This is a genomic window from Microbacterium songi, from assembly GCF_042747925.1.
Taxonomy (GTDB): Bacteria; Actinomycetota; Actinomycetes; order Actinomycetales; family Microbacteriaceae; genus Microbacterium.
Genome location: NZ_JBHZIE010000002.1, coordinates 25,444 through 49,649 on the forward strand (window position 1 = coordinate 25,444; position 24,206 = coordinate 49,649).

Consider the following 24,206-nt stretch of genomic DNA (forward strand, 5'->3'; position numbering starts at 1 on the left):
CGAGCGCGCCGACACCACCGGAGATACCCTTCAACCATGACCGATGCCGCTCAGCCCGATCTCGACGCCCGCACCCGCGAACTGGACCGCGCGCATGTCTTCCACTCCTGGTCCGCGCAAGCGCTCATCTCGCCGCCGGTGCTGGCAGGCGGCCTCGGGAGCACGGTCTGGGATCACGCGGGCAACCGCTGGCTCGACTTCTCCAGCCAGCTCGTGAACACGAACATCGGCCACCAGCATCCGGCCGTCATCTCGGCGATCCACGCGCAAGCCGATCTGATGGCGACCGTGGCCCCTTCGACCGCGTCCCTTCCTCGGGGCGAGGCCGCACGCCGCATCCTCGCCCACGCACCCGACGGGTTCTCGAAGGTCTTCTTCACGAACGGCGGCGCCGACGCGATCGAGAACGCGATCCGCATGGCGCGTCTGCACACCGGTCGCGACAAGGTGCTCTCCACCTATCGCTCGTATCACGGCAACACCGGCGCTGCGATCGTGTCGACGGGGGATTGGCGTCGCATTCCCAACGAGTATGCCCGGGGTCACGTGCACTTCTTCGGGCCGTACCTCTACCGGTCGGAGTTCTGGGCGAGCACGCCGGAAGAGGAGTCGGCGAGAGCGCTGCACCACCTCGAGCGCGTCATCCAGTCCGAGGGCCCGGCCGGTGTCGCGGCGATCCTCCTCGAGTCCGTGCCCGGCACCGCGGGCATTCTCATCCCACCGCCCGGCTACCTGGCGGGGGTCCGCGCCCTGGCGGACAAGTACGGCATCGTGCTGATCCTCGACGAGGTCATGGCGGGCTTCGGTCGTACGGGACGGTGGTTCGCGTTCGACGGCCATGACGTCGTGCCCGACCTCATCGCCTTCGCGAAGGGTGTGAATTCGGGATATGTGCCGGTGGGCGGTGTCATCATCTCCGACGTCATTGCCGCCGACTTCGACGAGACGGTCTTCCCCGGGGGGCTCACGTACAGCGGACATCCTCTGGCGGCGGCGTCGATCGTCGGCGCCCTCGACGCGATGGAGTCCGAGGGGATCGTCCCGCACGCTGCGCACATCGGCTCGGACGTGATCGGTCCGGGGCTGCGCGCCCTGCAGGAGCGGCACGCGATCATCGGGGAGGTGCGGGGTGAGGGCGTGTTCTGGGCCATGGAACTGGTCACGGATCGAGACTCGCGCGAGCCGGTGTCGGCAGGCGCGATGGCAGAGCTCAAGAAGGGCCTCTTCTCGGCGGGACTCCTGCCCTTCGTCCAGGACAATCGCATACATGTCGTCCCGCCGTGCGTCGTCACCGAAGACGAGGTGGCGCAGGCGCTCTCGATCTATGACGACGTGCTCGGGAAGAACAATGAAGGCTGACGTCACGGGCGTCACGACGTCGACGGCCGCGGGAGAATCCGGTGGCGCGGGAAAGGACACGATCTCATGACCGATACGACCACGATCGAAACCGACACCTCCGAGAGGGCGGTTGACACTCTCGACCACTGGGTCGGCGGGGCGAGCTGGGCCGGCGACTCCGACCGCACCGCCCCGGTCTACGACCCGGCGCGAGGGGTGGTGCAAAGACGCGTCCGGCTCGCCTCCGCGGCCGACGTGGACGCTGCGGTATCGGATGCCCGCACGGCAGCGGAGTCCTGGCGGGACGCCTCGATCGCGAAGAGGCAGGGTGTCATGTTCGCCTTCCGCGAGCTCGTCAATGCCCGCCGCGAAGAGCTCGCCGCGATCCTGACTTCCGAGCACGGCAAGGTCACCTCCGATGCTCTCGGCGAGATCGCCCGCGGCATCGAGGTCGTGGAGCTCGCCTGCGGCATGGCGACCATCACCAAGGGCGCCTACTCGGAGAACGTCTCCACCGGCGTGGACGTGTACTCGCTACGGCAGCCGCTCGGGGTCGTCGCCATCATCAGTCCGTTCAACTTCCCCGCGATGGTGCCACTGTGGTTCTTCCCTGTGGCGATCGCCGCCGGCAACGCCGTGGTGCTGAAGCCGTCGGAGAAGGATCCCTCCGCAGCGAACTGGCTGGCCGCCGTCATGAAGGAAGCAGGCCTCCCCGACGGCGTGCTGAACGTGGTGCACGGCGACAAAGAGGCTGTCGATGCGCTCCTGGAGCACCCTGACGTCCGAGCCGTCTCCTTCGTGGGATCCACACCGATCGCCAAGTACATCTTCGAGACCGCGAGCGCGCACGGCAAGCGTGTCCAGGCGCTCGGGGGAGCGAAGAACCACATGCTCGTCCTGCCCGACGCCGATCTCGATCTGGCGGCCGATGCCGCCGTCAACGCGGGATTCGGCTCAGCAGGTGAACGCTGCATGGCGATCTCCGTGGTCCTCGCGGTGGACAGCATCGCCGATCGCTTCATCGAGAAGGTGTCGGAGCGGATGGCGACGCTCCGCACGGGCGACGGAACGCGAGGCTGCGACATGGGCCCGCTGATCACCGGCGTTCACCGCGACAAGGTCGCCGGCTACATCGACATCGCTGCCGCAGACGGCGCGGACGTCGTCAGGGACGGTCGGGATGCCCCCTTCGACGGCGACCCCGACGGCTTCTGGCTCGGCCCCACCCTGATCGATCGGATGCCGACGACCTCGGCGGCGTATCGCGACGAGATCTTCGGACCGGTCCTCTCGGTGGTCCGAGTGTCAGGATACGAGGACGCGCTGGCCATCATCAACGGCAGTCCCTACGGCAACGGCACGGCGATCTTCACGAACGACGGCGGGGCTGCGCGGAGATTCCAGCGCGAGGTCCAGGTCGGGATGATCGGCATCAACGTGCCGATCCCCGTGCCCGTGGCATACCACTCGTTCGGAGGATGGAAGGACTCGCTGTTCGGGGCGTCCAAGGCCTATGGCGAGCACGGGTTCGACTTCTTCACCCAGGAGAAGGCGGTGACATCGCGCTGGCTCGATCCCTCGCACGGCGGCCTCAACCTCGGGTTCCCGCAGCACGAGTGACGCCCCGGGCGCGGGCGCTCAGGTCGTGATGAGCAGAAGCACCCCCGCGACGACGGATGCCACGGCCAGCAGCAGCGCGATGCCCACCAGGACGGCGTGCACGCGCAGGAACGCCGTGGGTCGGCCCGCGGCATCCCGCGCGCGAGGATCGCGCAGCACCCGCCGGAAGAACGACGGCCAGGCGACGATGTTGAAGAGGGCGTTCGCGAACAGGATGAGGGCGATGACGACGGGCACCCCTCGAGGCTAATCGACCGCCATGGCCGCGCATCCTTCCGTGTCTGCGACGATGAGCAGATGGATGAATTGGACACGTGGAGCTATGAGGCCGTGACCTTCGACGGGGAGACGAGGGACGTCTGGCGCAAGGGGTCGGGGACCGGAGTCATCGTCATCCACGAAGTGCCCGGCATCGAGCCGTCGCTCGTCGCCTTCGCCGAAGAGGTGGTCGCGCGGGGTCACACGGTGCTGCTCCCGCGTCTGTTCGGCACACCCGGCGGGGGCCTCGGATTCCGTAACGTCGCGGGCGACCTCGCCCGGTTCTGCGTCCGACGCGAGTTCTCGGTCTTCGCGCGTGGCAAGACCAGTCCGGTCGCGGGCTGGCTGCGGGCGCTGGCACGACGTCTGCACGAAGACGTCGGGGGCCCGGGTATCGGTGTCGTGGGCATGTGCTTCACCGGCGGTTTCGCGCTGGCCATGATGGCCGACGCGCCGGTGATCGCGCCCGTGCTCGCGGAGCCGTCGCTCCCGGCCGCGGTGGGCCTCCCGAAGGGCGCCGCCGCGCGTGGCGCCGACCTCGGCCTGAGCCCCGCCGATCTGCAGGTCGTCCGCGATTCAGGCTGCGAGGTGCTCGGTCTGCGCTATCGGACGGATGCCGCCACGGGAACGCGATTCGACACGCTCCGTCGCGAACTCGGTGATCGGTTCATCGCGGTGGAGTTCGAGGGCAAGGGCCATTCCGTCCTCACGATGGACCGGCAGCAGACCGGCGTCGACAGGGTGCTGGACTTCTTCGACGACAAGCTCTCCGCGGGGGTCTAGTCGGACCCGGTGCTGCCCCCCGGATCGCCGCCGCCCGCGTCCACGCCGCCCTCCGGCGCGGTGTCGACCGGCAGCGGAACGGGGATGAGGATCGACTCGATCGAGCTGCTGCCCTGAAAGGCGAGCAGATCAGCGGATGCCGCAGCATCCGCCAGTTGCTCGGCAGGAGACTTCTCCGACAACGGCTCCGACGGCAGTCCCGCCCACTCGGTGGGTTCTTCGGGACGCGAACTGAACAGGCCCATGAGACCATTCTGCGCCCGCGTCGGAGGTCTTCGGACCGCGCGTCAGGACCTCCCGGTGGCCACCGCCGTCAGGACGGCGTAAGCGACCTGGCGTCCGGTGATGTCGGAATGTCCGGAGATGAACGCGTCGCCGTTCAGCGACGACACGCGCCCGGCCTCGAAGGCGTAGGCCCCGCCCACGTCCAGCAGAGTGCCCGCGGGGAGCGATGCCGCGGTCTTGAGTGCGCCGTTGCGCCCGATGCCTCCGTACGGGTCCTGTTGATCCCCGAGACCGGCGCCGATCTGCCGCGCGAGTCGCGAGGCGATCGGGTACGCCACCCCCACGGCCTTGTCGTTGCGGGTGAAGGTGACGATGATCGGTCCGTCGATCCTCGACGGCACCTTCTCGAAGGCGCCGTCCTTCCCGGTTCCGTCCCAGTCATCCGCCATGCCGAAATGGCTGTACGCGGCCTGCAGGAGGGACAGGGACGACACCTTCGCTGACGTCGCCAACGCCGCTGCGGTGACGGCGCGTCCGCCGAACGAGTGACCGACCAGGTGCAGCCGGGCATCCGGCGCCGCGTCGTGGAGTGCCTCCAGAGCTTTCGCGACACCGTTCCGGCCGACGGCGCCCGCGCGCTCCTTCATCGTGTAATACGTCGTCAGGTTGAGGAGGTTGCGGCCGGCACCCATGATGCTGTCGAAGAACCCCGCGCCGCCGCCGTCATCGAGCGGAGCGACGCCCATCGGATCGATGCCGGCCGCCCCGCCCGCCGCCGCGAGCGCGTCCGGCGCGTCGGTTCCGCCTTTGGCGGCCGACAGCACCTCTCCGACGTCGCCGGTCGCCAGCATCTCGAACGCAGCCTCGTCCTCGCCTTCCGTCGAGGCAGGCAGCGTCTTGCGAAGGAGGGCGACGAACTGCTCCTGCGCCGTCGACGAGGCCTCGAGCCGGGGCACGAGTTCGACGAGCCGGTCGGCGACGGACGCGTCGTCGATGCGCGCGCGGATCATGTCCTGAAGCGTCTCCTGCTCGTCCGCGACACCGGCTCCCGCGCCCGAGTCCACATCGTCCGCCCACTGGATCGACGGCCACAGCACGCCGATGACCACCATTCTGCGGCTGGCGGCACCGGGTACTTCTCCCTGCACCATGTGCATCGATTCCACCACTCGGGTGTACAGGTCGCGTGCCTGGGCCGCGGTGTTGTTCCAGCCGTGACAGATCACGATGACGTCGGTCGCCTTTTCCCGGGAGATGACGGATGCTGCGTCCTTCACCTGCCCCGGGTGTACCCGTTCGCCCGTGTCGTCGAACTCGATCTCCGCATACGGCAGCTTCATCGCGCGCCCTCCTAGGTATCGGTTGCTTTCTGAATCACACGCTCTGGATGGCGCGCATGGCGTCCACCAGTCCGCGACCCTGGAACGTCCGCTCGCGACCGAGGTCGCTCGCGGAGTCCATCAGGATCCGCTTCACCTCGTCGGGCTTGCCGATGAACTCCCTGTGCACAGAGAGGAACGCCGCCGCCACTCCTGATACATGCGGCGCCGACATCGAGGTGCCCGAATCCTCGACGTAGGTGATGTCCGCGGCATTCTGTCCCGCGCCGAGGGCGACATTCGCACGCGCCTTCTCGAGGAGCTCGCCCGACCCGGCGCTGACCACGCGTTCGCCCGGCGCGACGAGGTCGGGCTTGAGACGGCCGTCCCCGGTCGGTCCTTTCGAGGAGAAGTAGGACACCCCTGACGAATACGGATTGATGGATGTCGAGCCGACCGTGATCGCGCGGGCGGCGTTACCCGGGTCGTTGATGGTCATGCCGAACCCGAGGCGCATTTCGCGCCCGCCGGTGTCGCGTGCGGCACCATAGCCCGTGTTCCCCGCGGACACGACAACGCAGACCCCGTCGGCGACGAGCCGATCGACCTCACGGCAGACAGGGGAGAGGCCGGTGGCGAACCACGAGGGATCGAAGGGGTACCCGAGCGAGAGGTTGATGCCGTGGACGGCGATGTCGCGCCCTCCGCGGTTGAGCTCCTGGATGTACTCCAGTGCCTCCAGCAGGGAGGCGAGGTCGCCGGTGCGGTCGTCTCGCAGCACCTTGAGGGGGAGGATCTTGGTCTTCGGGGCCATTCCGCTGATGCGATCGAGCTCGACGCGCTGCACCCCGGTGTTGCCCTCGGCCGTGCGGTACCACGTGGCGGCGCAGATGCGCTTGCCTCGCGGTGTCGCACGCTGACCGCCCGCGATGATGCCCGCGACGTGCGTGCCGTGGCCGTTCGGGTCACGGCGGGCATCGGCATCCGTCGTTCCTGCCACGAAGCTGCGCGGTGCCAGAGCAGCCGGAAGAGCGAGGGTGTCGTACGTTGCGAAGTGCTTGTGGCGGGCGTCGATGCCGGTGTCGAGCACCGCCCACACGATGCCTTCGCCGGTCGCGTCGAATGAGCGGACGGCAGCATCGGACTTGGTGGTGATGACCGAACGGTGGATGGTCGCCCGCACTTCGAAATTCGGCCAGATGCGATTGATGAAGCTGCGCGGCGCGGTGCGCTGCTCCTGCCGACCTGCGCGGGCGCGACCGCCCTTGTCGGAGTCGATCTGCACGAGTTCGAGGATCTCGGACACCGTCAGGGCCACGGTGAGGTAGGCGCCCACTCGTCTCGGCTCATCCGCGTCCTTGCGTTTGCGAGCGGCGATCCGCACGAGAACCGACAGCTCGTGCACCACGTCCTCGAGAGACAGGCCACCGTCCGTGCGCAGCTCGATGACCAGTCCGATCAGTTCGTCCGGGCGCGCGGACGACATCCGTTCCGCGAGCGGGCGGGTGAGCACCGAATCCGTGACGAGCGAGACGGTCGACGGCATGTCGGGCAGAGCGAAAGCCGGCGAGTCGGTGCGTGCGGGCGGCGCCGGCGCGCGGGGCAGATCTTCTCCCGGTTCTCCGAGTGGCCCCGGTCGCGCGGGATCGGGGGCGAGGTCGGCTTCCGGTTCGATGCCCGTGAACTCACGGGGCAGTTCCGGCCGCCGATCCCTCTCTGAAGGCATGTCGCCCTGCACTTTCTCTCCCCGCGGTGAGAGTACCGCTCTCGGTGTCCGGTGTCACTGGGGATCACGGGGCGGAGCGGGGCGTGCAGAGGCTCAGGGGTGGGAGAGCGACCCCTCGGGACTGTCGTCGGGATGCTCGGAGGGAGCGTCTACCGGATCGGCCGACGCAGCGGCCTTCTTCTCGAGGGCCTTGCGCCGGCCCGGGGTGACGGCACCGCCCACCTTGCGACCGGCACCGCCGACGGCGGAGACGCTTCGTGTGAGGCCGCCCGCGATGGCACCGCCGGCACGACGCAGACCGTAGACCGTCGACCGCTCGAGCGGTCGGGCACCGGGACGCGGCTCGAGATCTGCAGGAAGATCCACGGGCGGTGCGCCGAATGCCCGACGGGAGTTGACCAGGACGCGGCGACCCAGGATGTGATTGCCCGTGCCGCCGATGACGGCGCCGATGCCGAAGGGAAGCGCCTTGCCGACGATCGAGGCGCCGCCCTTCGCGGCGAACTGGTGCACGAACGACGTCTTCAGGCGATCGACGAGCGGGGCGAGGGCTGCGCGGGGGAGTGTCTTGGTGATCATCTCGCCCCAGTACTTGTCACGCGTCCCTCCTTTGCCGCCCGCCTGCTTCGCCAACTGGGACACGAGGTCGATGCCTTCACGGCCGAGCATGAGCGTCAGGACGAGTGCACGGGCACGCTCGGGGTTTTCGACCGGGATACCGTGAACTTCCGTCACGGACTGCGCGAAGAGTGCCGTGGCTTCGAGGAAACCCACCGTTTCGACACCGCTCAGGGTGAGGGTGATGGCGGTGCCGATGCCGGGCACCACCGCGGTCGCACCCACTGCGGCGCCGCCCGAGGTGACCGCGGTCAGGTAGCGGCGCTCGAGCATGCGGATGATCTCTGCGGGACCGGCGTCGGGGTGCCGGAGGCGGATGCTGCGCAGGTGCGCGATCACGATGGGCCGCTGGATCGCGAGCACCCTGTCCAGCGCCCTCACGCCCAAGGGGTGCTCATCGGAGCCCATAGGGGGAAGCCCGCCGGCCCAGGCAGCGTCCGGGGGCAGCGAGTGGATGCGGTGAACCTTCTCAGCCATTTCGCCGATCCTACGTGGCCGTGCTGCGAGCGGGCCGAGGGCTTGACAGCCCGTCGGCCGCCGTCATCGTGACTGCCGTGCGATCAGACGTAGAGGTTCGCGCGTTCCAGGTCTTCCGCGAAATCGACCTCGACCGCATAAAGATCCGAGATGTCGAGCGGCTGGAGGCGCAGTCCGTCTTCGGCGATCGAGAGCTCGAGGCCGCGCTCGAAGTAGTCCTGGTCGTCGACCCGCCCGAGCTGGCGGATGAAGGCCCGCTTGTCGGCGGCGGCGATGTAGTTGATCCCGACGGCCTCGCCGATGCCTCCGACGACCGTCTTGGAGAGCTCTTTGACGAAGCCTTCGCCGGTGACCGTGTATTTGACCTCTTCGTCGCTCACCTTGGCGGTGTTGACCGTCACGAACGACTGCTCGCGCTCGATGAGCTCGATCGCGCGGCCCAGGATGCGAGCGTCGAACACGACATCGCCGTTCATCCAGAGCACGCCGCCCTTGCCCGAGCGGTTCAGTGCGCGAAGAAGGCTCTTGGACGTGTTCGTCTGGTCGTACCGCTCGTTGTAGACGTAGTCGGCGTCCGGGAAGGCGTCGACGATGGTCTCGGCGCGGTACCCCACGACGGCCGTGATGCGCGCGCTTTTGCCGAACACGGCGCGGATGTTGTCGTGCTGCTGGCGCATGATCGTGCGTCCATCGCTCAGCTCGGTGAGGGGCTTGGGCAGGGCACGACCCAAGCGCGAGCCCATGCCCGCAGCGAGGATGACTGTGTGAAGTGCCATGTGTGTGCTCCTGGAGTGTGGTGGTTATCTATCGGTTAACCGAACGGACACTCCGTCGTGCCGCTTTCATGGTAGCGAAGTCGCCTGGGAAGGTGCATAATGCGGGCGCGCCGTTGCGCATTCGTGACCAACCGTGTACGGCTGCGGCACGCCGTGGGTGGGTGGGCGTGGGGGAGGGTCTTGGTAGGTTGGTGGCGTGACTGCCTCCCTGCCGCTGCCACATGACTCCTCTCCGGAACACCCGGACGGGAAGTCAGGCAGCGCTCGCATCACGCGGCCGCACATCGTGCGGATTCCGACCGCTCCGCCCGTGACGACGGATGATCCGGCCGCGGACCAGCAGACGTTTTCCGCTCCTTCGGGGGCGCCCGACGACCTGGTCGAGGACGCCGCACCATCCGCGCCGGACGCAGCTCCATCGACGCCCCCCGTCCCGAAGCCACCGGTGCGGAAGACTCCCGCGCGTAAGCCTGCGACACCCCGGAACACGGCCGCGAGGTCGACCACCGCGGCGAGGTCGACCACGGCGAAGACTCCGGCCACCAAGCGAGCGCCGCGGGCGACCCCTGTGCGACAGAAGCCTGCGTCCGACACGGTGGTTCTGGCGGAGGCGCAACCGGATCCGGTGATACCTGCCGAGGTGCCGACGCAGATCGTCCCCCCTGCCGAGGTGCCGGCGGAGACCGCTGACACGCCGACGAATGCAGACGAGGCGTCCCCGCGCCCGCCCGTTCCGCGTCCGGTCGCGCCGGGGCCGCCGCCGCCGCTGCCGGCCGATGTCACGTCGGCATTCTTCATTCCGCCCCGGCCACCGCTGCCTCCGCTTCCGGTCACCGCGCCGGCCTCGGCGCTTCTGCCGACGGCGGACGTCGTCGAGACGGACGTGGAGCCCGCGGACGTCGTCGAGACGGACGTGGAGCCCGCGGACGTCGTCGATACGGACGTGGAGCCCGCGGACGTCGTCGATACGGACGTGGAGCCGGCGGACGGTGCCGGAATCGTCGGAGACGCCGGGACCGAGGTCGAAAGCGACTCGTCGACGGATTCTGTGACGGCGATCGATTCGGCACCGGCAGTCCCATCGACCGAGGATGCGTCGACGGACGATCCTGACGAAGTCGGCGTGCCCGCGGATACGATGACGGCTGCGCAGCGCATCGAGAAGGCAGAACAACCCGAGACTGCGGAGCCTGCCGAGATGGCCGAAGGCGCGCAGCTTGCCGATGATCCTCTGTCGACGGCTGTCCGGGAACTCACGGACGACCCGACCGCCGACGCTCCCGGCGCCGTGGAGCTCGATACGGACGTCGACGCGATCGCCGCCCTCCTCGACGAGCAGACACAGGGCACAGCATCCGTCGATGTCGATGTCGATGTCGATGTCGATGTCGACGTCCCCGCGCTGACGGTGCACAACCTCAGCAAGTCTTTCGGCGAGACGCGCGCGGTGGACGGGATCGATCTGACGGTTCCCGCGGGCACGTTCTACGGTCTCGTCGGACCCAACGGCGCCGGAAAGACGACGACGCTGTCCATGATCGCCGGACTGCTGCGCCCGGACGGCGGCAGCATCTCGATCAACGGGATCGACGCCGGCGCCGACCCTGTCGCGGCCAAGCGGATGATGGGCGTCCTGCCCGACCGGCTGCGGACATTCGATCGACTCACCGGACGTCAGCTGCTGTATTACTGCGGGGTGCTGCGCAAGCTGTCGCCGTCGGTCGTCGAGAGCCGTATGAACGACCTGGCGCGCGCGTTCGACCTCACCGAAGCCCTCGGCAGGGTCGTCTCGGACTACTCCGCCGGGATGGCGAAGAAGGTGATGCTCGCCGGGGCGATGATCCACTCGCCGAGGCTCCTCGTACTCGACGAGCCGTTCGAGTCCGTCGACCCGGTCTCGAGCGCGATCATCCTCGACATCCTCGGTGCATATGTCGCGCACGGCGGCACCGTCATCCTGTCCAGCCACGGGATGGATCTCGTGGAGCGGGTCTGCTCGCGCGTCGCGGTGATCGTGGCGGGCCAGGTGCTCGCCGAGGGCACGATCGACGAGGTGCGCGGCGAACTGACACTCGAGCAGCGCTTCATCGAACTCGCCGGGGGCCTCAGCGACGTGGAGGGTCTCGAGTGGTTGCACACGTTCTCAGACTGAGACTCTCGCTGCTGCTCGGAGCCCTGCGCGGCGATCCGTCGCACGTCGTGCGCACGGTCAGCGGCATCGTCCTGCTGCTCATCGCGGTCGCCGCAGCGTGTGCCGGGGTCTTGACGCTGCAGGACGCGTCGAGCGACGTCGCCCTCGCGGTCGTCGTCATCGCGGGCTCCGCCGTGACGCTGGGATTCGCCCTCGCTCCCCTCATGGCGGGGGCGATCGACCCGCTCGACCCGCGGCGGTTCGCGATCCTCGGTCTCGAACCACGACCGCTCGCGGCCACCCTCGCCCTGGCGGGACTGATCAGCGTGCCCGTCGCGTCGCTCGTGGCCGTGGGGATCTGCCTGGTCATCGTCTGGTCCGCGCACGGCATGGCCTGGATCGTCGCCGTCTTCGGTATCGTGATCGCGGTCGTCACGTGCTCGCTCTTCGCTCGCGTCTGCATGGCGTTGGCCGGCATGTTCCTCCGTGAGCGTCGCTCCCGCGAACTGACCGGTCTTTTCGCGATCGTCGTGCTCGTGGTGGTGGTGCCGGTGGGCGTCTTCCTGGGATCGCTGGACTGGCAGGGGTCGGTACCCCCACAGCTCTCCGAAGCGGTCACGGCCCTCGCCTTCACACCACTCGGAGCCGCATGGGCGCTTCCCGGACGCGCGGCGCAGGGTGCGGCATCCGCGTGGGCATCCGCCGGGATCGCGCTCGCCACGGTGGCGCTGCTCGCGCTGCTGTGGATCTGGGTGGTCCGAAGGGTTCTCACCACGACGGAGCGCCCCGTCGTCGCACGAGAGCGAGGGGGACTCGGGTGGTTCACCGTCGCCCCCGCCACCCCCGCCGGCGGCGTCGCGGCCCGAAGCCTCACGTATTGGCTGCGGGACCGCCGCTACCTCATGAACATCGTCGTCGTGCCTGTCGCCTCGCTGATCATGCTGGTTCCCTTGGTGGTCGCCGGAGTGCCGTGGGCATACGCCGTCCTGGTGCCCGTGCCGATCGCCGCCCTCTTCTTCGGCTGGCTGCCGCACAACGACCTGGCGTACGACTCCACCGCCGTGTGGATGCACATCGCGAGCGGTATCCGGGGCGTATCCGACCGCATCGGGCGGCTGGTGCCCGTGCTGTTGATCGCCGTACCCGTGCTCGCGATCGCTGTTCCGCTCACCACGCTCGCCCACGGACGCTGGGCGCTTCTCCCTGCGATCGCGGGCGTCTGCACGTCGCTCTTCCTCTGCGGCCTCGGCCTCTCCAGCATCTCCTCCGTGCTCGCGCCGTACGCGGTGACGCGCCCCGGCGACAGTCCGTTCCAGCAGCCCCAGCGGACGGGCGCGGCCGGGGGCATGGCTCAGGGCCTCGTGCTGCTCGGTGCCGTCGTGTTCAGCCTTCCCGCACTCTGGTGGGCCTGGCAGGCCCTCACCGGTGACGTGGAACAAGCCATCCCCGCGCTCTGGGCAGGCGTGGGTGCGGGCCTCCTCGTCCTGGTCGCCGGCATCGTGATCGGATCGTTCGTCTTCGAGCGACGCAGCGGGCGGCTGATGGAATTCGCCGAGTCCACCTAGGCCCTTCGCCGCTAAACTGGCTCACCATGAGCACTCCTCTCGACAACCCGGATGCCGGCGGTCTGGCCACTCTCGATCGGGAGCTCGAAGAGCTCATCCGCGAGGAGAGTCTCGAGCCGGGCGACCACGAGCGCTTCTCGCATTTCGTCAAGAAGGACAAGATCCTCGAGTCGGCGATCAGCGGCAAACCGGTCCGAGCGCTCTGCGGCAAGAAGTGGGTCCCCGGCCGGGACCCGGAGAAGTTCCCGGTCTGCCCGACCTGCAAGGAGATCTACGAGTCGATGGTCGGCTGACCGGCTGTCATCCGGGGGTCAGCCCGCGTCGACGAAGATCGTCGGGATCGCCGGATCCGAACGGCTCAGGGCAAGGGCCTGCACGGGGAGTTCTTCTCTGATGCGATGATGGTGCGCCCGTGCGGCACGGACACCCGCGGGGCCCTCGGAGCTGCCGTCGACATCGCCGTGATCCACGAGGGGCACCTGCAGCACCCGCGATCCCGGATGCTCCGCCGCCGTGTCGACGTCTTCGAAGCCGTCCGACACCGTGATGAGTTCGGACGTCGCCGTACCGTTCTCGAGGGTACGGAAGGCGGCCTTCCGACCGCCAGTGGAAGCCTTGTCGGCGGACGCCTTGGCGACCGATACCCACGCGCCTGCGGCATCCTGCCGGGCGACCAGTTTGTAGACCATGCCCGCCGTCGGGGTGCCGGATCCCGTGACCACTGAGGTGCCGACTCCGTACGCGTCGACGGGGGATGCTGCGAGAGCTGCGATCGCGTACTCGTCCAGATCGCTCGTCACCGTGATGCGGGTGCCGGTGGCGCCGAGCTCGTCCAGCTGGGCACGCACCTGCGCCGCCACCGCGGGGAGGTCGCCGGAGTCGATGCGCACCCCGCCCAGCTCGGTGCCCGCGACACGGACAGCCGTGTCGACACCCGTCGGAATGTCATAGGTGTCGATCAGCAGCGTCGTTCCGACGCCGAGCGCGTCGATCTGCGAACGGAACGCGTCTTCCTCGGTGTCATGCAGCAGCGTGTAGGAGTGGGCGGCGGTGCCCATCGTCGGGATGCCCCAGCGCCGACCGGCCTCCAGGTTCGACGTCGCGCCGAACCCCGCGATGTACGCGGCGCGCGCGGCCGCGATGGCTGATGACTCGCCGGCCCGTCGTGAGCCCATCTCGGCGAGCGGCCGGTCACCAGCGGCGACGCTCATGCGCGCCGCGGCCGTCGCGACCGCGGAGTCGTGGTTGAGCACGCTCAGGGCGAGGGTCTCGAGGATGACGGCCTCGGCGAACGTGCCCTCGACCGTCAGGACCGGCGACCCCGGGAAATACGCCTCGCCTTCGCGGTACCCCGTGATCGAGCCCGTGAAGCGGTAGTCCTGGAGATAGCGCAGAGTCGACTCATCGACGACGCGCTCATCCCGGAGGTAGCGCAGTTCGTCGTCCCCGAATCGGAAATCGCGGATGAGGCTGAGCAGCCTGCCCGTCCCGGCGACCACCCCGAAGCGCCGTCCGGCGGAGAGCCTGCGACCGAACAGCTCGAAGACGCAGCGGCGATGCGCCGTGCCGTCCCGGAGCGCCGCATCCAGCATCGTGAACTCGTAACGGTCGGTGTGCAGGGCAGTGCTGTTCGAGACGTCGCTCATGGGGTCACTCTATCCAGCGCCGGCGGTCTCACCGACGCCGCGGAGACGGGTGCCGCGGGCGGCTGGCGTAGGCTGGATCATCGTGAATGACGCGCCGATCGGCATCTTCGACTCCGGGGTCGGCGGTCTCACCGTGGCACGAGCGGTCTCGGCTCTGCTGCCGCGGGAATCGCTGCTCTACATCGGCGACACGGCACGCTCACCGTACGGACCCAAGCCCATCGCCGACGTGCGTCGCTACGCGCTCGAGGTCCTCGACACGCTCGTCGATGAGGGCGTGAAGATGCTGGTGATTGCCTGCAACACCGCGTCCTCCGCGATGCTGCGCGATGCTCGGGAGCGCTACGACGTGCCGGTCGTCGAGGTGATCGGTCCCGCGGTCCGCACCGCGATGTCGACGACGCGCAGCGGACGGATCGGTGTCATCGGCACCGTCGGAACGATCGGCTCGGGTGCCTACCAGGACATGCTCGAAGTCAACGAGCGCCTCACCGTCTTCGCCGAGGCATGCCCGCGCTTCGTCGAATTCGTGGAGGCCGGCATCACCGATTCCGCCGAGGTGCTGGCCGTGGCCGAGGAGTACCTGGCGCCGTTGCGGCATGCCGGCGTCGACACCCTGGTGCTCGGCTGCACCCACTACCCGTTCCTCGAAGGAGCCATCAGCTACGTCATGGGGCCGGATGTGTCACTCGTCTCCAGCGACACCGAGACCGCCAAGGACGTCTACCGCCAGCTCGTCGGCCGCGACCTGCTCGCGGGACCGGATGCCTCGACCACGCATGTCTACGAGGCCACCGGCGACTCCGCCGATGACTTCCTCCGTCTCGCGCACCGCCTGATGGGCCGCGAAGTCAGCACGGTCCGGCTGGTGCAGACCGGAGCCATCGAGTTGCCGCGCTGAGTCGCGGCATCCGCTCGCCCTTCGCTTGTCCACTCCCTGCACGATCCGCGGCGCCAGACCAGGTCACACCTGGACACGCACCACCGAAAGGAACACCCCATGACCGACATCACCCGCGCCGATGGTCGCACCCTCGACCAGCTGCGCACCGTCACGATCGAACGCGGCTGGAGCGCTCAGGCCGAGGGGTCCGCGCTCATCAGCTTCGGCGGAACGAAGGTGCTCTGCACCGCCTCGTTCACGAACGGAGTGCCCCGGTGGCTGACGGGCAAGGGCAAGGGCTGGGTGACTGCCGAATACGCGATGCTGCCGCGCGCGACCAACAGCCGCAACGACCGCGAAAGCGTGAAGGGCAAGATCGGCGGGCGCACCCACGAGATCTCGCGCCTGATCGGGCGCGCACTGCGCGCGGTCGTCGACACGAAGGCGCTCGGCGAGAACACGATCGTGATCGACTGCGATGTGCTGCAGGCCGACGGCGGCACTCGGACGGCGGCGATCACCGGCGCGTACGTCGCCCTCGCTGATGCGATCGAGTGGGGCCGCGCGAAGAAGTTCATCGCTCAGAAGGCCACGCCGCTGGTCGATTCCGTGTCCGCCGTCTCCGTCGGAATTGTCGACGGCGAGCCCATGCTCGATCTCGCGTACGTCGAAGATGTGCGCGCTGAGACCGACATGAACATCGTGGTCACCGGGCGCGGGCTGTTCGTCGAGGTGCAGGGGACGGCAGAGGGGGCGCCGTTCGACAAGCGTGAGCTCGATGCGCTGCTCGAACTGGGTGTGAACGGCTGCGCCGACCTCAGAGACCTCCAGAGCGCGGCCCTGGCGGGAGAGTAGCGTGACCGCGGGGCAGAACTCCTCGGATGCCCTCGCGGCACGCCGCAAGATCGTCCTGGCGACACACAACCCGCACAAGGTCGAGGAGTTCGGCGTGATCGTCGAGGCCACCCGGCCCGATCTCGAAGTGGTCGGGTACGACGGACCCGAGCCCGTCGAAGACGGCGTGACCTTCGCGGCCAACGCGCTGATCAAGGCGCGGGCGGCCGCTGCGCACACCGGCCTTCCCGCGCTGGCGGACGACTCGGGTATCTGCGTCGACGTGCTCGGCGGGTCCCCGGGCGTGTTCTCCGCCTACTGGGCGGGTCATGCGAAGGATGCGGCAGCCAACCGCGACCTGCTGCTCGACCAGCTCTCCGACGTCGCCGACCCGCACCGCGCGGCCTCCTTCGTCTCGACGATCGCCCTGGTCACTCCGACGGGGGAGGAGCACGTCGTAGAGGGACGCTGGCCCGGCCGCCTGGCCACGGTCGCCGCCGGGGACGGCGGGTTCGGGTACGACCCGGTGTTCATCCCCGACGGTCAGCCTGCCGGGTCGCAGCGCTCCGTCGGCGAGTGGACGGCCGAGGAGAAGAACGGTGCCTCTCATCGTGCCCGTGCCTTCGAGAAGCTCGCACCCCTTCTCGAACGCCTGTGACGCCGTCCTGCGGTAGATGAGAAGCACACTCATTCCCGATTACGCGCACATCACCCGGCCGAGCCGCGCGACGTCCTAGCCTGGGCCTATGCACGATCATGCACCGGATGCCGGCATCCGCGGTGCGAGCAACCGGCGGCTCCTCGCCACCTCTCTGGGCATCACGACCATCGTGATGGTCGTGCAGATCGTCGGCGCGGTGCTGTCGGGATCGCTCGCCCTCCTCGCGGATGCGGCGCACATGTTCACGGACGCCGCCGCCCTCATCATCGCGCTCATCGCCAGCGCGGTCGCGGCCCGGCCGGCGAACGAACGCAGCACCTTCGGCTATCAGCGCGCAGAGGTGTTCGGCGCACTGATCAACGGTGTGATCCTGATCGGCCTCTCGGCCTGGGTGGCCGTCGAGGCCATCCTGCGCCTCCTGAATCCCTCGGAGAGCGCGGTCGCGGGCGGGTTGATGCTGATCGTCGCCGTCGTCGGGCTGGTCGCGAACGCCGCGGCGATGTGGCTGCTCAGCGCCGCTCAGCGGACGAGCATCAATGTGCGGGGCGCGTACCTGGAGGTGCTCGGCGACCTGATCGGCTCGGCTGCCGTCATCATCGCCGCCATCATCATCGTGACGACCGGATGGGCTCCGGCCGACGCGATCGCCTCCCTGCTCATCGCCGCGATGATCGTGCCCCGCGCGATCGGGCTCCTGCGCGAAGTCGCGTCGGTGCTGAGCGAGGCGGCCCCTCAGGGCATGCACGTGGAGGAGATCCGCGATCACATCCTGTCGACGCCGGGAGTGGTCGACGCGCATGACGTGCACGTGTGGCAGCTGACGCGCGGCGCCCCTGTGTTCAGCGCGCACGTCGTCGTCGAGGAATCGGCCCTCACCGACGGACGATCGGGCCAGATCCTCGGCCGACTGCAGACGTGCCTGGCCGATCACTTCGACGTCGATCATTCGACGTTCCAGCTCGAGCCGGCCGGGCACATCGAGCACGAGGCCCACGCCTGACCGCGTTCAGCTCTCTCGCGAGACCTCTTCGGGCGACTTGTCGGGACGCAGTCCTCGCCATCGCGAATGACGGAGGATACCGCCCGGAGTGAACTCGCCGAACTCCACCTCGCCGACGAGCTCGGGTCGCACCCACAGCGCGTCGCTCGCGTCGATGGCCGGTACGCCGAGCAGGGGGTTCTCGTCGGTGCGGAGCGGCATGAGGCGTTGCAGCAGGGTGGCGAGCATCGAATCGCTGAACCCCGTGCCCACGCGTCCTGCGTAGCGCAGCCCGTCCTCGCCGGGGATCCCCAGTAGAAGAGACCCAAACGTGTTGCTTCGGCCGCCCTTGCCGGGGCGGATGCCGGCGATGACGACTTCCTGCGTCCGTGTGATCTTGACCTTGAGCCACGACTCCGAGCGCAGCCCCCTTCGGTAGGTCGATGACGGGTCCTTGACCACGATCCCCTCGAGCCGCAGTCGATCAGCCGTTTCGAGCGCAGTGTCGACGTCTTCGGACACCGGCGGGACGATGGCGGATGTCGCGGAGTGCTCCGCGATCTCCTCCAGCACGCGCCGTCGCTCGTGGAGCGGTTCGCCGGTGAGGTCACGATCCCCGCGCACGAGGGCGTCGAAGAGGTAGTACTGCACGGGCGTGCGCCGTGCCTCGCGGGCGATGTCCCCGGCCCGCTCGAGGTTCATGCGGGTCTGCAGCAGCGGGAAGCTCGGGCGGCCGTCCGGTTCGAGGGCGACGAGCTCCCCGTCGACGACGGCATGTTCGTCTCCGAAGCCGAGGTCGGGCCCCGTCAGCTCGGGATAGCGGTGCGTGAGCTCGTTACCGCTCCGCGCGTACAGCCGGAGGTGCGCGCCGTCCCAGACGCCGATCGCACGGATCCCGTCCCATTTCGTCTCGACCCAGGGCGTTCCGCCCCATCGGGCGGCGGCACCGCGCGCGATCCCCGGTGTCGCCGAGGTCGACAGCATCGGTCGGAGCGCGTCCGAGGTCGGCGGCCACGCCGACGAGGCACTGCCGGCGCTCGGCCCGTGCGCGCCGGGAACGACGGAGGGACGACCGCCGGAGCCGGCCTTCGTGCGCACCCTCCCCGGCGTCGGGCGTTCCGTCTCGTCGCCCTGCAGTCCGGCTTCGACGACGGTGCCGTCGGGCTGCACGCGGCCGGCGGCATCCGTCTTCATCCTGTGCAGCAGCCAGCTCGACTTCTCGCCCGCGCCGGACGTGCGGATGAGGGCCAGCCGCACGCGTCCCAGTGGCCCGCCCGGACGACCCTCGAGGGTCACGATCACTTCGTCGTCGCGCCATTTCTCGAGGTCGTAGCGCCCCTCGTCCCAGATGGTCACCGTACCTCCGCCGTACTCGCCGGCCGGGATCGACCCCTCGAAGCCGCCGTAGCTGAGCGGGTGATCCTCGGTCATGATGGCGAGGTTGTTGCGCGTGTACGAGTGCGGGACCCCGCGGGGCACGGCCCAGCTGACGAGCACGCCGTCGTGTTCGAGCCGGAAGTCCCAGTGCAACGCGGTCGCGTGATGCTCCTGGATGACGAAGGTGGGTCGTTCGTTGTGCGGAGTCTCGCCGAGCGGATTGACGGGCACCGGCTCGGGCGTGCGCCCGGCGCTGCGTTTGGAGATGTAGGCCGAAAGCGGGCCCACCTCGGCATCGCGACCGCCCGAGTGGAACCCGAGGGCCGCCATCGGGTCTCCCTCGGTACCCATCCGCTCGAGGACCTCGTCGAACCTCAGCTGCCGGAAGTTCGGCTCGGTGAGCTCCGCCCACGTCCGGGGGGCGGCCACGGTCGGGTGCGGTCGACCCCGGAGCGAATAGGGGGCGATCGTGGTCTTCGCGCCGTTGTTCTGGCTCCAGTCGATCAGCACCTTGCCCGTCCGCTCGGTCTTTTTCATGCTGCTGACGACGAGGTCCGCATGGTCGCTCTCGATCGCGCGCGCGAGCTCGTGGGCGAGGGCCGACGCGTGCTCTGTGGACTGCCCCGCAGGGAGTGCCGCGTAGAGATGGATCCCCTTGCTTCCGCTCGTCACGGGGTACGGTTCGAGGCCCATTCCGGTCAGGATGTCGCGTGCCCACCCCGCGACGATCGCGCACTCCGCCAGTCCCACGCCGGGGCCGGGGTCGAGGTCGAGCACCAGGCGGTCGGCGGGGCCCCGGGAGCCGTCCGGAGCGAAGCGCCACTGCGGGACGTGGAGCTCGAGGCTCGCGACCTGGGCCAGATACACCAGAGTGGGCACGTCCGTGACGAGGGGATAGTACTTCGCGCCGCCCGAGTGCTCGATCGGCATCCGCGCCACCCAGGACGGCGCACCGCGTTCGAGGTCCTTCGCGAAGAAGACCGGTTCGGGGTGGTCCTCTGTGCCGACGCCCTCGACCCAGCGCTTGCGGGTGACGGGCCGACCGATGACATGCGGGATCAGGAACGGGGCGATCCGCGTGTAGTAGTCGATGACCTCGCCCTTGGTGGTGCCCGTCTCGGGGTAGAGCACTTTGTCGAGATTCGTCACGCGCAGGCGACGGCCACCGACACGCACGAGTGTCTCGCCGCTCCCTGCCGCAGACTTCGCCACGGTCCTATCCTGACGGTCGCGGGCGCCGCCGTGTCACAACTCGGGTGGACTGCGTGCCACGCCGCGAGCCGACCCCGGAAATAGGAAGCTTCGACCGCCCGACCGGAGTCGTGTCGCGGGTCGCCGCGCAACCCCTGGCCACAGCATCCGTTCTTCGTGTTCACTGGGGTCATGAGAGCGATCTGGAAAGGCGCGCTGACCTTCGGCCTCGTCAACGTGCCCGTCAAGGTGTATTCCGCGACGGAGGACCACGACGTGTCGCTGCATCAGGTGCACGCCGCAGACGGCGGTCGCATCCGCTACCAGCGCATCTGCGAGATCGACGGGGAGGTCGTTCCCTTCTCCGACATCGACAAGGCCTTCGACGACGGCGAGCGCACGGTCGTCCTCACGAAGGATGACCTCGGGTCGCTCCCGTCGGAACGCAGCCGTGAGATCGAGGTCGTCGAGTTCGTGCCGACCGAGCAGGTCGATCTGCTGACACTCGACCGCGCCTACTACCTCGAGCCGGATTCGGTGTCGCCGAAGGCTTACGTCCTCCTGCGGAAGACGCTCGAGCAGACCGACCGGACGGCGATCGTCCGTTTCTCGCTGCGGCAGAAGACACGCCTGGCCGCTCTGCGAGTCCGCGGTGACGTCCTCGTGCTGCAGACCCTGCTCTGGGCCGACGAGGTGCGGGAGGCCGCATTTCCCGCCCTCGACGAGACCGTGCGCATCTCGGCGAAGGAGCTCGAGCTGTCGGCCTCGCTCGTCGACAGCTTCGCAAGCGACTTCGACCCCTCCGAGTTCGTGGACGAGTACCAGAACGAGCTGCGCACGCTGATCGACGCGAAGCTGGAGAAGGGCGACACCCTCGACACGACAGAGACCTTCGGCGAACCCGAGGAGGCCGAGAGCGGCGGCGAGGTCATCGACCTGATGGAGGCGCTGCGTGCCAGCGTCGAGCGGTCCCGGGCGGCTCGCCAGGGATCGAAGACGACAGACGACGCGGATGCCGAGGCCGAGGCATCCGGAAAGAAGACGTCATCCGCATCGACGTCGTCGACCAAGCCTGCCGCCAAGAAGACCGCGGCGAAGAAGAAGACCGCGAAGGCGTCCTGACGCCGCTCTTCTCATCAGGGGCGGATGCCACCCGACGATCCGCGGTCATCGTGCTCCGGCCCGCGGTCGAAGACATCGGCGTCGAGAACGAGCGCCTCGGCCTCCGCTTCGTCGACGACGTCCGTGCCGGCCGCGGCATCCTTCTTCGCCTTCCGGCGTTCGCTGAAGTAGTGATAGGCGGTGACGAGGAGCGTGCCGACCACGGCGGCGAGGAGGATCACGTCGATGTACTCGGCGACGAAGTCACCGAGGCCCGGGATGAAGCCGATGAGGTAGCCGAGCATGGTCAGACCGAAGCCCCAGAGCATCGCTCCGATGAAGTTGAAGAGGGTGTAGCGACGCCACGGCATGTGCCCCACACCGGCGGCGACAGGAGCGAACGTGCGCACGATCGGCACGAAGCGGGCGATGATGACCGTCAGTCCGCCGTACTTCTCGAAGAACGAGTTCGTCCGTTCGACGTTCTTGCGGCTGAACAGGCCGGATTCCTTACGCTCGAAGATCGCCGGGCCGCCCTTGTGCCCGATGTAATAGCCGACCTCGCCGCCGAGGAAAGCGGCCAGCGCGATCAGCAGAGCCACCCACCACACGCTGATGCCGAAGACGCCGTTCGGGGCGACCGGACTCGGGTGCGACAGGAGGCCGGCGATGATGAGAAGGGTGTCGCCCGGGAGCAGGAACCCGATGAGCAGGCCCGTCTCGGCGAAGACGATGAAGCAGACCACCAGCAGAGCCCACGGGCCCGCCGCGGCGATGAGCGTCTCGGGGTCGAGCCAGGGGATCAGAGCGATGGAGTGCAAGGTCGTTCCCGTCACGCGGTAGCGGTCGTCGTCGGTGGTGGTGGAGCCGGAACCTGAGCACCGGGCCCGTGCGGAAGGTGGGACTTGAACCCACACGCCCGAAGGCACAGGAACCTAAATCCTGCGTGTCTGCCGATTTCACCACTCCCGCTGGTGCGCTCAGTCTATCCAGGCGACTGGACAATGCCTGGGGACATCCGCGGGTGCCGGTCGGGGGGGTCCGCCACGCGGTATGTTGGCGAAACTCGTCGTCATAGGAGCACTCGTGGACGCACTCTGGCAGCTGCCGGTCATCGAAGGCCCAGTCCCGTCGATCGTCTACGCGGTCGGCATCGTCCTTGTGATCGTCTTGCTGTTCCGGCGGGTCACGCCGCGATGGTTGCTCACCGCGGTACTGGGTATCGGCCTGGGCGCGCTTGTGGGCTTCGGCATCTTCTTCCTCGCCAACGTGACCGGCGCCTTCGGCGACGCGCTGCCTCCCGAGGTGGGAGTGTGGGCGACGATCGCCTTCGCCGGCATCGGACTGGCGGTGGTGAGTCTGTGGAGTTCGCCTGTCTGGCGGAAGATCGTGGCGGCGTTCGCCATCCTGTGGTTCGCGATCGTGGGCATGATCGGCGTCAACGCGTTCTACGGATTGAACCCGACGCTCGGCAGCATCTTCGGGGTCAGTTCCGACAATCCCATCGCGATCCCCACACCGAATCCGTCTACGACGGCGAGCGGTCCGCTCTACGCTTCCTGGACACCGCCATCCGGCATGCCGCAGAAGGGCTCGCAGGGAACGCAGGTCATCCCGGGCACCGTCTCGGGGTTCAACGCCCGCCCGGCGGGTCTGTACCTGCCCCCGGCTGCACAGGTGCAGGGCGCGCCGGCGCTCCCGCTGGTGATCTTGATGATGGGGTATCCGGGCAATCCGGATCCGAGCTACATCGGTGCCGTGCTCGACGACTTCGCCGCGAAGAACAAGGGTCTGGCGCCGATCGTCATCGTCGCGGACCAGATCGGAACGGTCGGCGATCCCGCGTGCGCCGATTCGTCCGCCTTCGGCAACGCCGAGACCTATATCAAGACCGATGTCGTGAACTGGGCCAAGAAGAACCTGAACATCATCGAGGATCCCAAGTACTGGGTGATCGCCGGATACTCGAACGGTGGAGGATGTGCGATCAAATACGGCGCCCAGCAGCCGGACGTGTTCAAGAACATCCTCGACATCTCGGGCGAGGAATTCCCCGGTTCCGAGGACGTCGCCTCGGTGACGGCGCAGATCTACGGCGGTGATTCCGCCAAGTTCGAGGCCTCGAAGCCGATCAACATCATGGCGGCGGCCCCCGCGGGCACCTACGCCGGGGTCACCGCCGTCTTCACCGTCGGCGGCAACGACCCCGGCTTCCAGCCGGCTCAGCAGGCGGTCTCGGCCGCAGCGAGCAAGGCGGGCATGACGGTCACGAGCTACACCGTCCCCGGCGCAGGTCACGTCGTGGACGGCCTGAACGGCGGCTTGCAGGAGGGCTTCACCGTCCTGTATCCCGTGCTGGGACTTTCCGCTCCCTGAATCAGCGCTTGTGGCCGAACGCGAAGTAGGCGAGCGGTCCGATCCAGTTGACGAGGATGACCGGGATCCACACCGGCTTGGGGCCCCGGATGTCGCGGGCGGGTCGATGGGCGAGGTCCCAGAACGCGAGGAACGCGAACGCGAGCTGGAGGGTGCCGACCAGGAAGAGCCAGATACGGGCGACGGGGCCGACGGCCTTCACGGCTTTCACGGCCTTGGCAGCGCCGGCGGCCTTCGCCGCATCCAGTGCGATGTCCTTGAGCGATTCCTTCGTGGTGTCGTGAGTCATGGGCTCATCCTCCCACCTGTGGATAACTTC

22 protein-coding genes and 1 tRNA gene are annotated in these 24,206 nt (G+C 68.4%); 12 read left to right on the top strand and 11 right to left on the bottom strand.

Going from position 1 to position 24,206, the window contains the following annotated elements:
* Window positions 1-36: 36 nt before the first annotated feature.
* On the top strand, window positions 37-1,359 hold the full coding sequence (locus ACFM35_RS04105) for an aspartate aminotransferase family protein (protein WP_378838744.1): 1,323 nt from the start codon (window positions 37-39) through the stop codon (window positions 1,357-1,359).
* Between the two features lie 66 nt (window positions 1,360-1,425).
* Complete coding sequence (locus ACFM35_RS04110; RefSeq protein WP_378838746.1) at window positions 1,426-2,961, top strand: CoA-acylating methylmalonate-semialdehyde dehydrogenase; 1,536 nt, start codon at window positions 1,426-1,428, stop codon at window positions 2,959-2,961.
* Window positions 2,962-2,979: 18 nt separating this feature from the next.
* Here the strand turns inward: ACFM35_RS04110 and ACFM35_RS04115 are convergent, their stop codons facing one another.
* A complete protein-coding gene (locus tag ACFM35_RS04115) occupies window positions 2,980-3,198 on the bottom strand; it encodes an SCO4848 family membrane protein (protein WP_378838749.1) in 219 nt (72 codons plus the stop codon).
* Window positions 3,199-3,258: 60 nt separating this feature from the next.
* Between ACFM35_RS04115 and ACFM35_RS04120 the strand changes: the two genes are divergently transcribed.
* Entirely contained in the window at window positions 3,259-4,002 is a 744-nt protein-coding gene (locus tag ACFM35_RS04120) for a dienelactone hydrolase family protein (RefSeq protein WP_378838751.1), read from the top strand.
* Here the strand turns inward: ACFM35_RS04120 and ACFM35_RS04125 are convergent.
* From ACFM35_RS04125 to ACFM35_RS04145, 5 genes are all read right to left on the bottom strand, one after another.
* Entirely contained in the window at window positions 3,999-4,247 is a 249-nt protein-coding gene (locus ACFM35_RS04125) for a hypothetical protein (RefSeq protein WP_378838753.1), read from the bottom strand. The two genes, ACFM35_RS04120 and ACFM35_RS04125, sit on opposite strands and share 4 nt — an antisense overlap.
* A gap of 42 nt (window positions 4,248-4,289) precedes the next feature.
* Window positions 4,290-5,567: an alpha/beta fold hydrolase gene (locus ACFM35_RS04130; RefSeq protein ID WP_378838756.1), complete on the bottom strand. Its 1,278-nt coding sequence runs from the start codon at window positions 5,565-5,567 to the stop codon at window positions 4,290-4,292.
* 34 nt (window positions 5,568-5,601) lie between these two features.
* Window positions 5,602-7,272, bottom strand: coding sequence for a S8 family peptidase (locus ACFM35_RS04135; RefSeq protein WP_378838758.1), 1,671 nt, complete (start codon window positions 7,270-7,272; stop codon window positions 5,602-5,604).
* A 93-nt stretch (window positions 7,273-7,365) separates the two neighbouring features.
* Entirely contained in the window at window positions 7,366-8,367 is a 1,002-nt protein-coding gene (locus ACFM35_RS04140) for a hypothetical protein (protein ID WP_378838760.1), read from the bottom strand.
* Between the two features lie 83 nt (window positions 8,368-8,450).
* On the bottom strand, window positions 8,451-9,143 hold the full coding sequence (locus ACFM35_RS04145; RefSeq protein WP_378838763.1) for a phosphocholine cytidylyltransferase family protein: 693 nt from the start codon (window positions 9,141-9,143) through the stop codon (window positions 8,451-8,453).
* 568 nt (window positions 9,144-9,711) lie between these two features.
* Here ACFM35_RS04145 and ACFM35_RS04150 point away from each other — a divergent pair.
* From ACFM35_RS04150 to ACFM35_RS04160, 3 genes are read left to right on the top strand one after another with little or no spacing between them, the layout of a single operon-like run.
* Window positions 9,712-11,295 (top strand): ABC transporter ATP-binding protein, encoded by a 1,584-nt coding sequence (locus ACFM35_RS04150; protein WP_378838765.1) that lies wholly within the window; start codon window positions 9,712-9,714, stop codon window positions 11,293-11,295.
* Window positions 11,271-12,839, top strand: coding sequence for a hypothetical protein (locus ACFM35_RS04155; protein WP_378838768.1), 1,569 nt, complete (start codon window positions 11,271-11,273; stop codon window positions 12,837-12,839). Before ACFM35_RS04150 ends, ACFM35_RS04155 begins: the two co-directional genes overlap by 25 nt.
* Window positions 12,840-12,865: 26 nt before the next feature.
* Window positions 12,866-13,132, top strand: a complete 267-nt coding sequence (locus tag ACFM35_RS04160; RefSeq protein WP_378838770.1) for a DUF3039 domain-containing protein — start codon at window positions 12,866-12,868, stop codon at window positions 13,130-13,132.
* Between the two features lie 18 nt (window positions 13,133-13,150).
* Here the strand turns inward: ACFM35_RS04160 and ACFM35_RS04165 are convergent, their stop codons facing one another.
* On the bottom strand, window positions 13,151-14,485 hold the full coding sequence (locus tag ACFM35_RS04165) for a nicotinate phosphoribosyltransferase (RefSeq protein WP_378838773.1): 1,335 nt from the start codon (window positions 14,483-14,485) through the stop codon (window positions 13,151-13,153).
* Between the two features lie 82 nt (window positions 14,486-14,567).
* Here ACFM35_RS04165 and murI point away from each other — a divergent pair, with 82 nt between their 5' ends.
* From murI to ACFM35_RS04185, 4 genes are all read left to right on the top strand, one after another.
* The gene (gene murI / locus ACFM35_RS04170) at window positions 14,568-15,386 is read left to right on the top strand and encodes a glutamate racemase (RefSeq protein ID WP_378838775.1); all 819 of its coding nucleotides are present in this window, start codon (window positions 14,568-14,570) and stop codon (window positions 15,384-15,386) included.
* 99 nt (window positions 15,387-15,485) lie between these two features.
* Window positions 15,486-16,223 (top strand): ribonuclease PH, encoded by a 738-nt coding sequence (rph, locus tag ACFM35_RS04175; RefSeq protein WP_378838778.1) that lies wholly within the window; start codon window positions 15,486-15,488, stop codon window positions 16,221-16,223.
* 1 nt (window position 16,224) lies between these two features.
* Window positions 16,225-16,860 (top strand): RdgB/HAM1 family non-canonical purine NTP pyrophosphatase, encoded by a 636-nt coding sequence (rdgB, locus tag ACFM35_RS04180; RefSeq protein WP_378838780.1) that lies wholly within the window; start codon window positions 16,225-16,227, stop codon window positions 16,858-16,860.
* 88 nt (window positions 16,861-16,948) lie between these two features.
* Complete coding sequence (locus ACFM35_RS04185) at window positions 16,949-17,863, top strand: cation diffusion facilitator family transporter (protein WP_378838783.1); 915 nt, start codon at window positions 16,949-16,951, stop codon at window positions 17,861-17,863.
* Window positions 17,864-17,869: 6 nt separating this feature from the next.
* On the opposite strand, the gene ACFM35_RS04190 is transcribed toward ACFM35_RS04185, so the two are convergent.
* Window positions 17,870-20,431: an ATP-dependent DNA ligase gene (locus ACFM35_RS04190; RefSeq protein ID WP_378838786.1), complete on the bottom strand. Its 2,562-nt coding sequence runs from the start codon at window positions 20,429-20,431 to the stop codon at window positions 17,870-17,872.
* Window positions 20,432-20,602: 171 nt separating this feature from the next.
* Between ACFM35_RS04190 and ku the strand changes: the two genes are divergently transcribed.
* Window positions 20,603-21,532: a non-homologous end joining protein Ku gene (gene ku, locus ACFM35_RS04195; protein WP_378838789.1), complete on the top strand. Its 930-nt coding sequence runs from the start codon at window positions 20,603-20,605 to the stop codon at window positions 21,530-21,532.
* 14 nt (window positions 21,533-21,546) lie between these two features.
* Here the strand turns inward: ku and ACFM35_RS04200 are convergent, their stop codons facing one another.
* The gene (locus tag ACFM35_RS04200; protein ID WP_378838792.1) at window positions 21,547-22,332 is read right to left on the bottom strand and encodes a DedA family protein; all 786 of its coding nucleotides are present in this window, start codon (window positions 22,330-22,332) and stop codon (window positions 21,547-21,549) included.
* Window positions 22,333-22,401: 69 nt separating this feature from the next.
* Window positions 22,402-22,483: transfer RNA gene (locus ACFM35_RS04205), tRNA-Leu, on the bottom strand.
* A gap of 114 nt (window positions 22,484-22,597) precedes the next feature.
* Between ACFM35_RS04205 and ACFM35_RS04210 the strand changes: the two genes are divergently transcribed.
* A complete protein-coding gene (locus ACFM35_RS04210) occupies window positions 22,598-23,887 on the top strand; it encodes an alpha/beta hydrolase (RefSeq protein WP_378838795.1) in 1,290 nt (429 codons plus the stop codon).
* Window position 23,888: 1 nt separating this feature from the next.
* Here ACFM35_RS04210 and ACFM35_RS04215 read toward each other — a convergent pair whose 3' ends face one another.
* On the bottom strand, window positions 23,889-24,176 hold the full coding sequence (locus ACFM35_RS04215) for a PLDc N-terminal domain-containing protein (protein WP_378838798.1): 288 nt from the start codon (window positions 24,174-24,176) through the stop codon (window positions 23,889-23,891).
* Between the last annotated feature and the right edge of the window lie 30 nt (window positions 24,177-24,206).

Bases quoted from the DNA above. Each gene is read 5' to 3' on its own strand.
- ACFM35_RS04105 (WP_378838744.1), top strand. From the start codon at position 37: ATGACCGATGCCGCTCAGCCCGATCTCGACGCCCGCACCCGCGAACTG.
- ACFM35_RS04110 (WP_378838746.1), top strand. From the start codon at position 1,426: ATGACCGATACGACCACGATCGAAACCGACACCTCCGAGAGGGCGGTT.
- ACFM35_RS04120 (WP_378838751.1), top strand. From the start codon at position 3,259: ATGGATGAATTGGACACGTGGAGCTATGAGGCCGTGACCTTCGACGGG.
- ACFM35_RS04125 (WP_378838753.1), bottom strand. From the start codon at position 4,247: ATGGGCCTGTTCAGTTCGCGTCCCGAAGAACCCACCGAGTGGGCGGGA.
- ACFM35_RS04130 (WP_378838756.1), bottom strand. From the start codon at position 5,567: ATGAAGCTGCCGTATGCGGAGATCGAGTTCGACGACACGGGCGAACGG.
- ACFM35_RS04135 (WP_378838758.1), bottom strand. From the start codon at position 7,272: ATGCCTTCAGAGAGGGATCGGCGGCCGGAACTGCCCCGTGAGTTCACG.
- ACFM35_RS04140 (WP_378838760.1), bottom strand. From the start codon at position 8,367: ATGGCTGAGAAGGTTCACCGCATCCACTCGCTGCCCCCGGACGCTGCC.
- ACFM35_RS04145 (WP_378838763.1), bottom strand. From the start codon at position 9,143: ATGGCACTTCACACAGTCATCCTCGCTGCGGGCATGGGCTCGCGCTTG.
- ACFM35_RS04160 (WP_378838770.1), top strand. From the start codon at position 12,866: ATGAGCACTCCTCTCGACAACCCGGATGCCGGCGGTCTGGCCACTCTC.
- ACFM35_RS04165 (WP_378838773.1), bottom strand. From the start codon at position 14,485: ATGAGCGACGTCTCGAACAGCACTGCCCTGCACACCGACCGTTACGAG.
- rph (WP_378838778.1), top strand. From the start codon at position 15,486: ATGACCGACATCACCCGCGCCGATGGTCGCACCCTCGACCAGCTGCGC.
- ACFM35_RS04185 (WP_378838783.1), top strand. From the start codon at position 16,949: ATGCACGATCATGCACCGGATGCCGGCATCCGCGGTGCGAGCAACCGG.
- ku (WP_378838789.1), top strand. From the start codon at position 20,603: ATGAGAGCGATCTGGAAAGGCGCGCTGACCTTCGGCCTCGTCAACGTG.
- ACFM35_RS04215 (WP_378838798.1), bottom strand. From the start codon at position 24,176: ATGACTCACGACACCACGAAGGAATCGCTCAAGGACATCGCACTGGAT.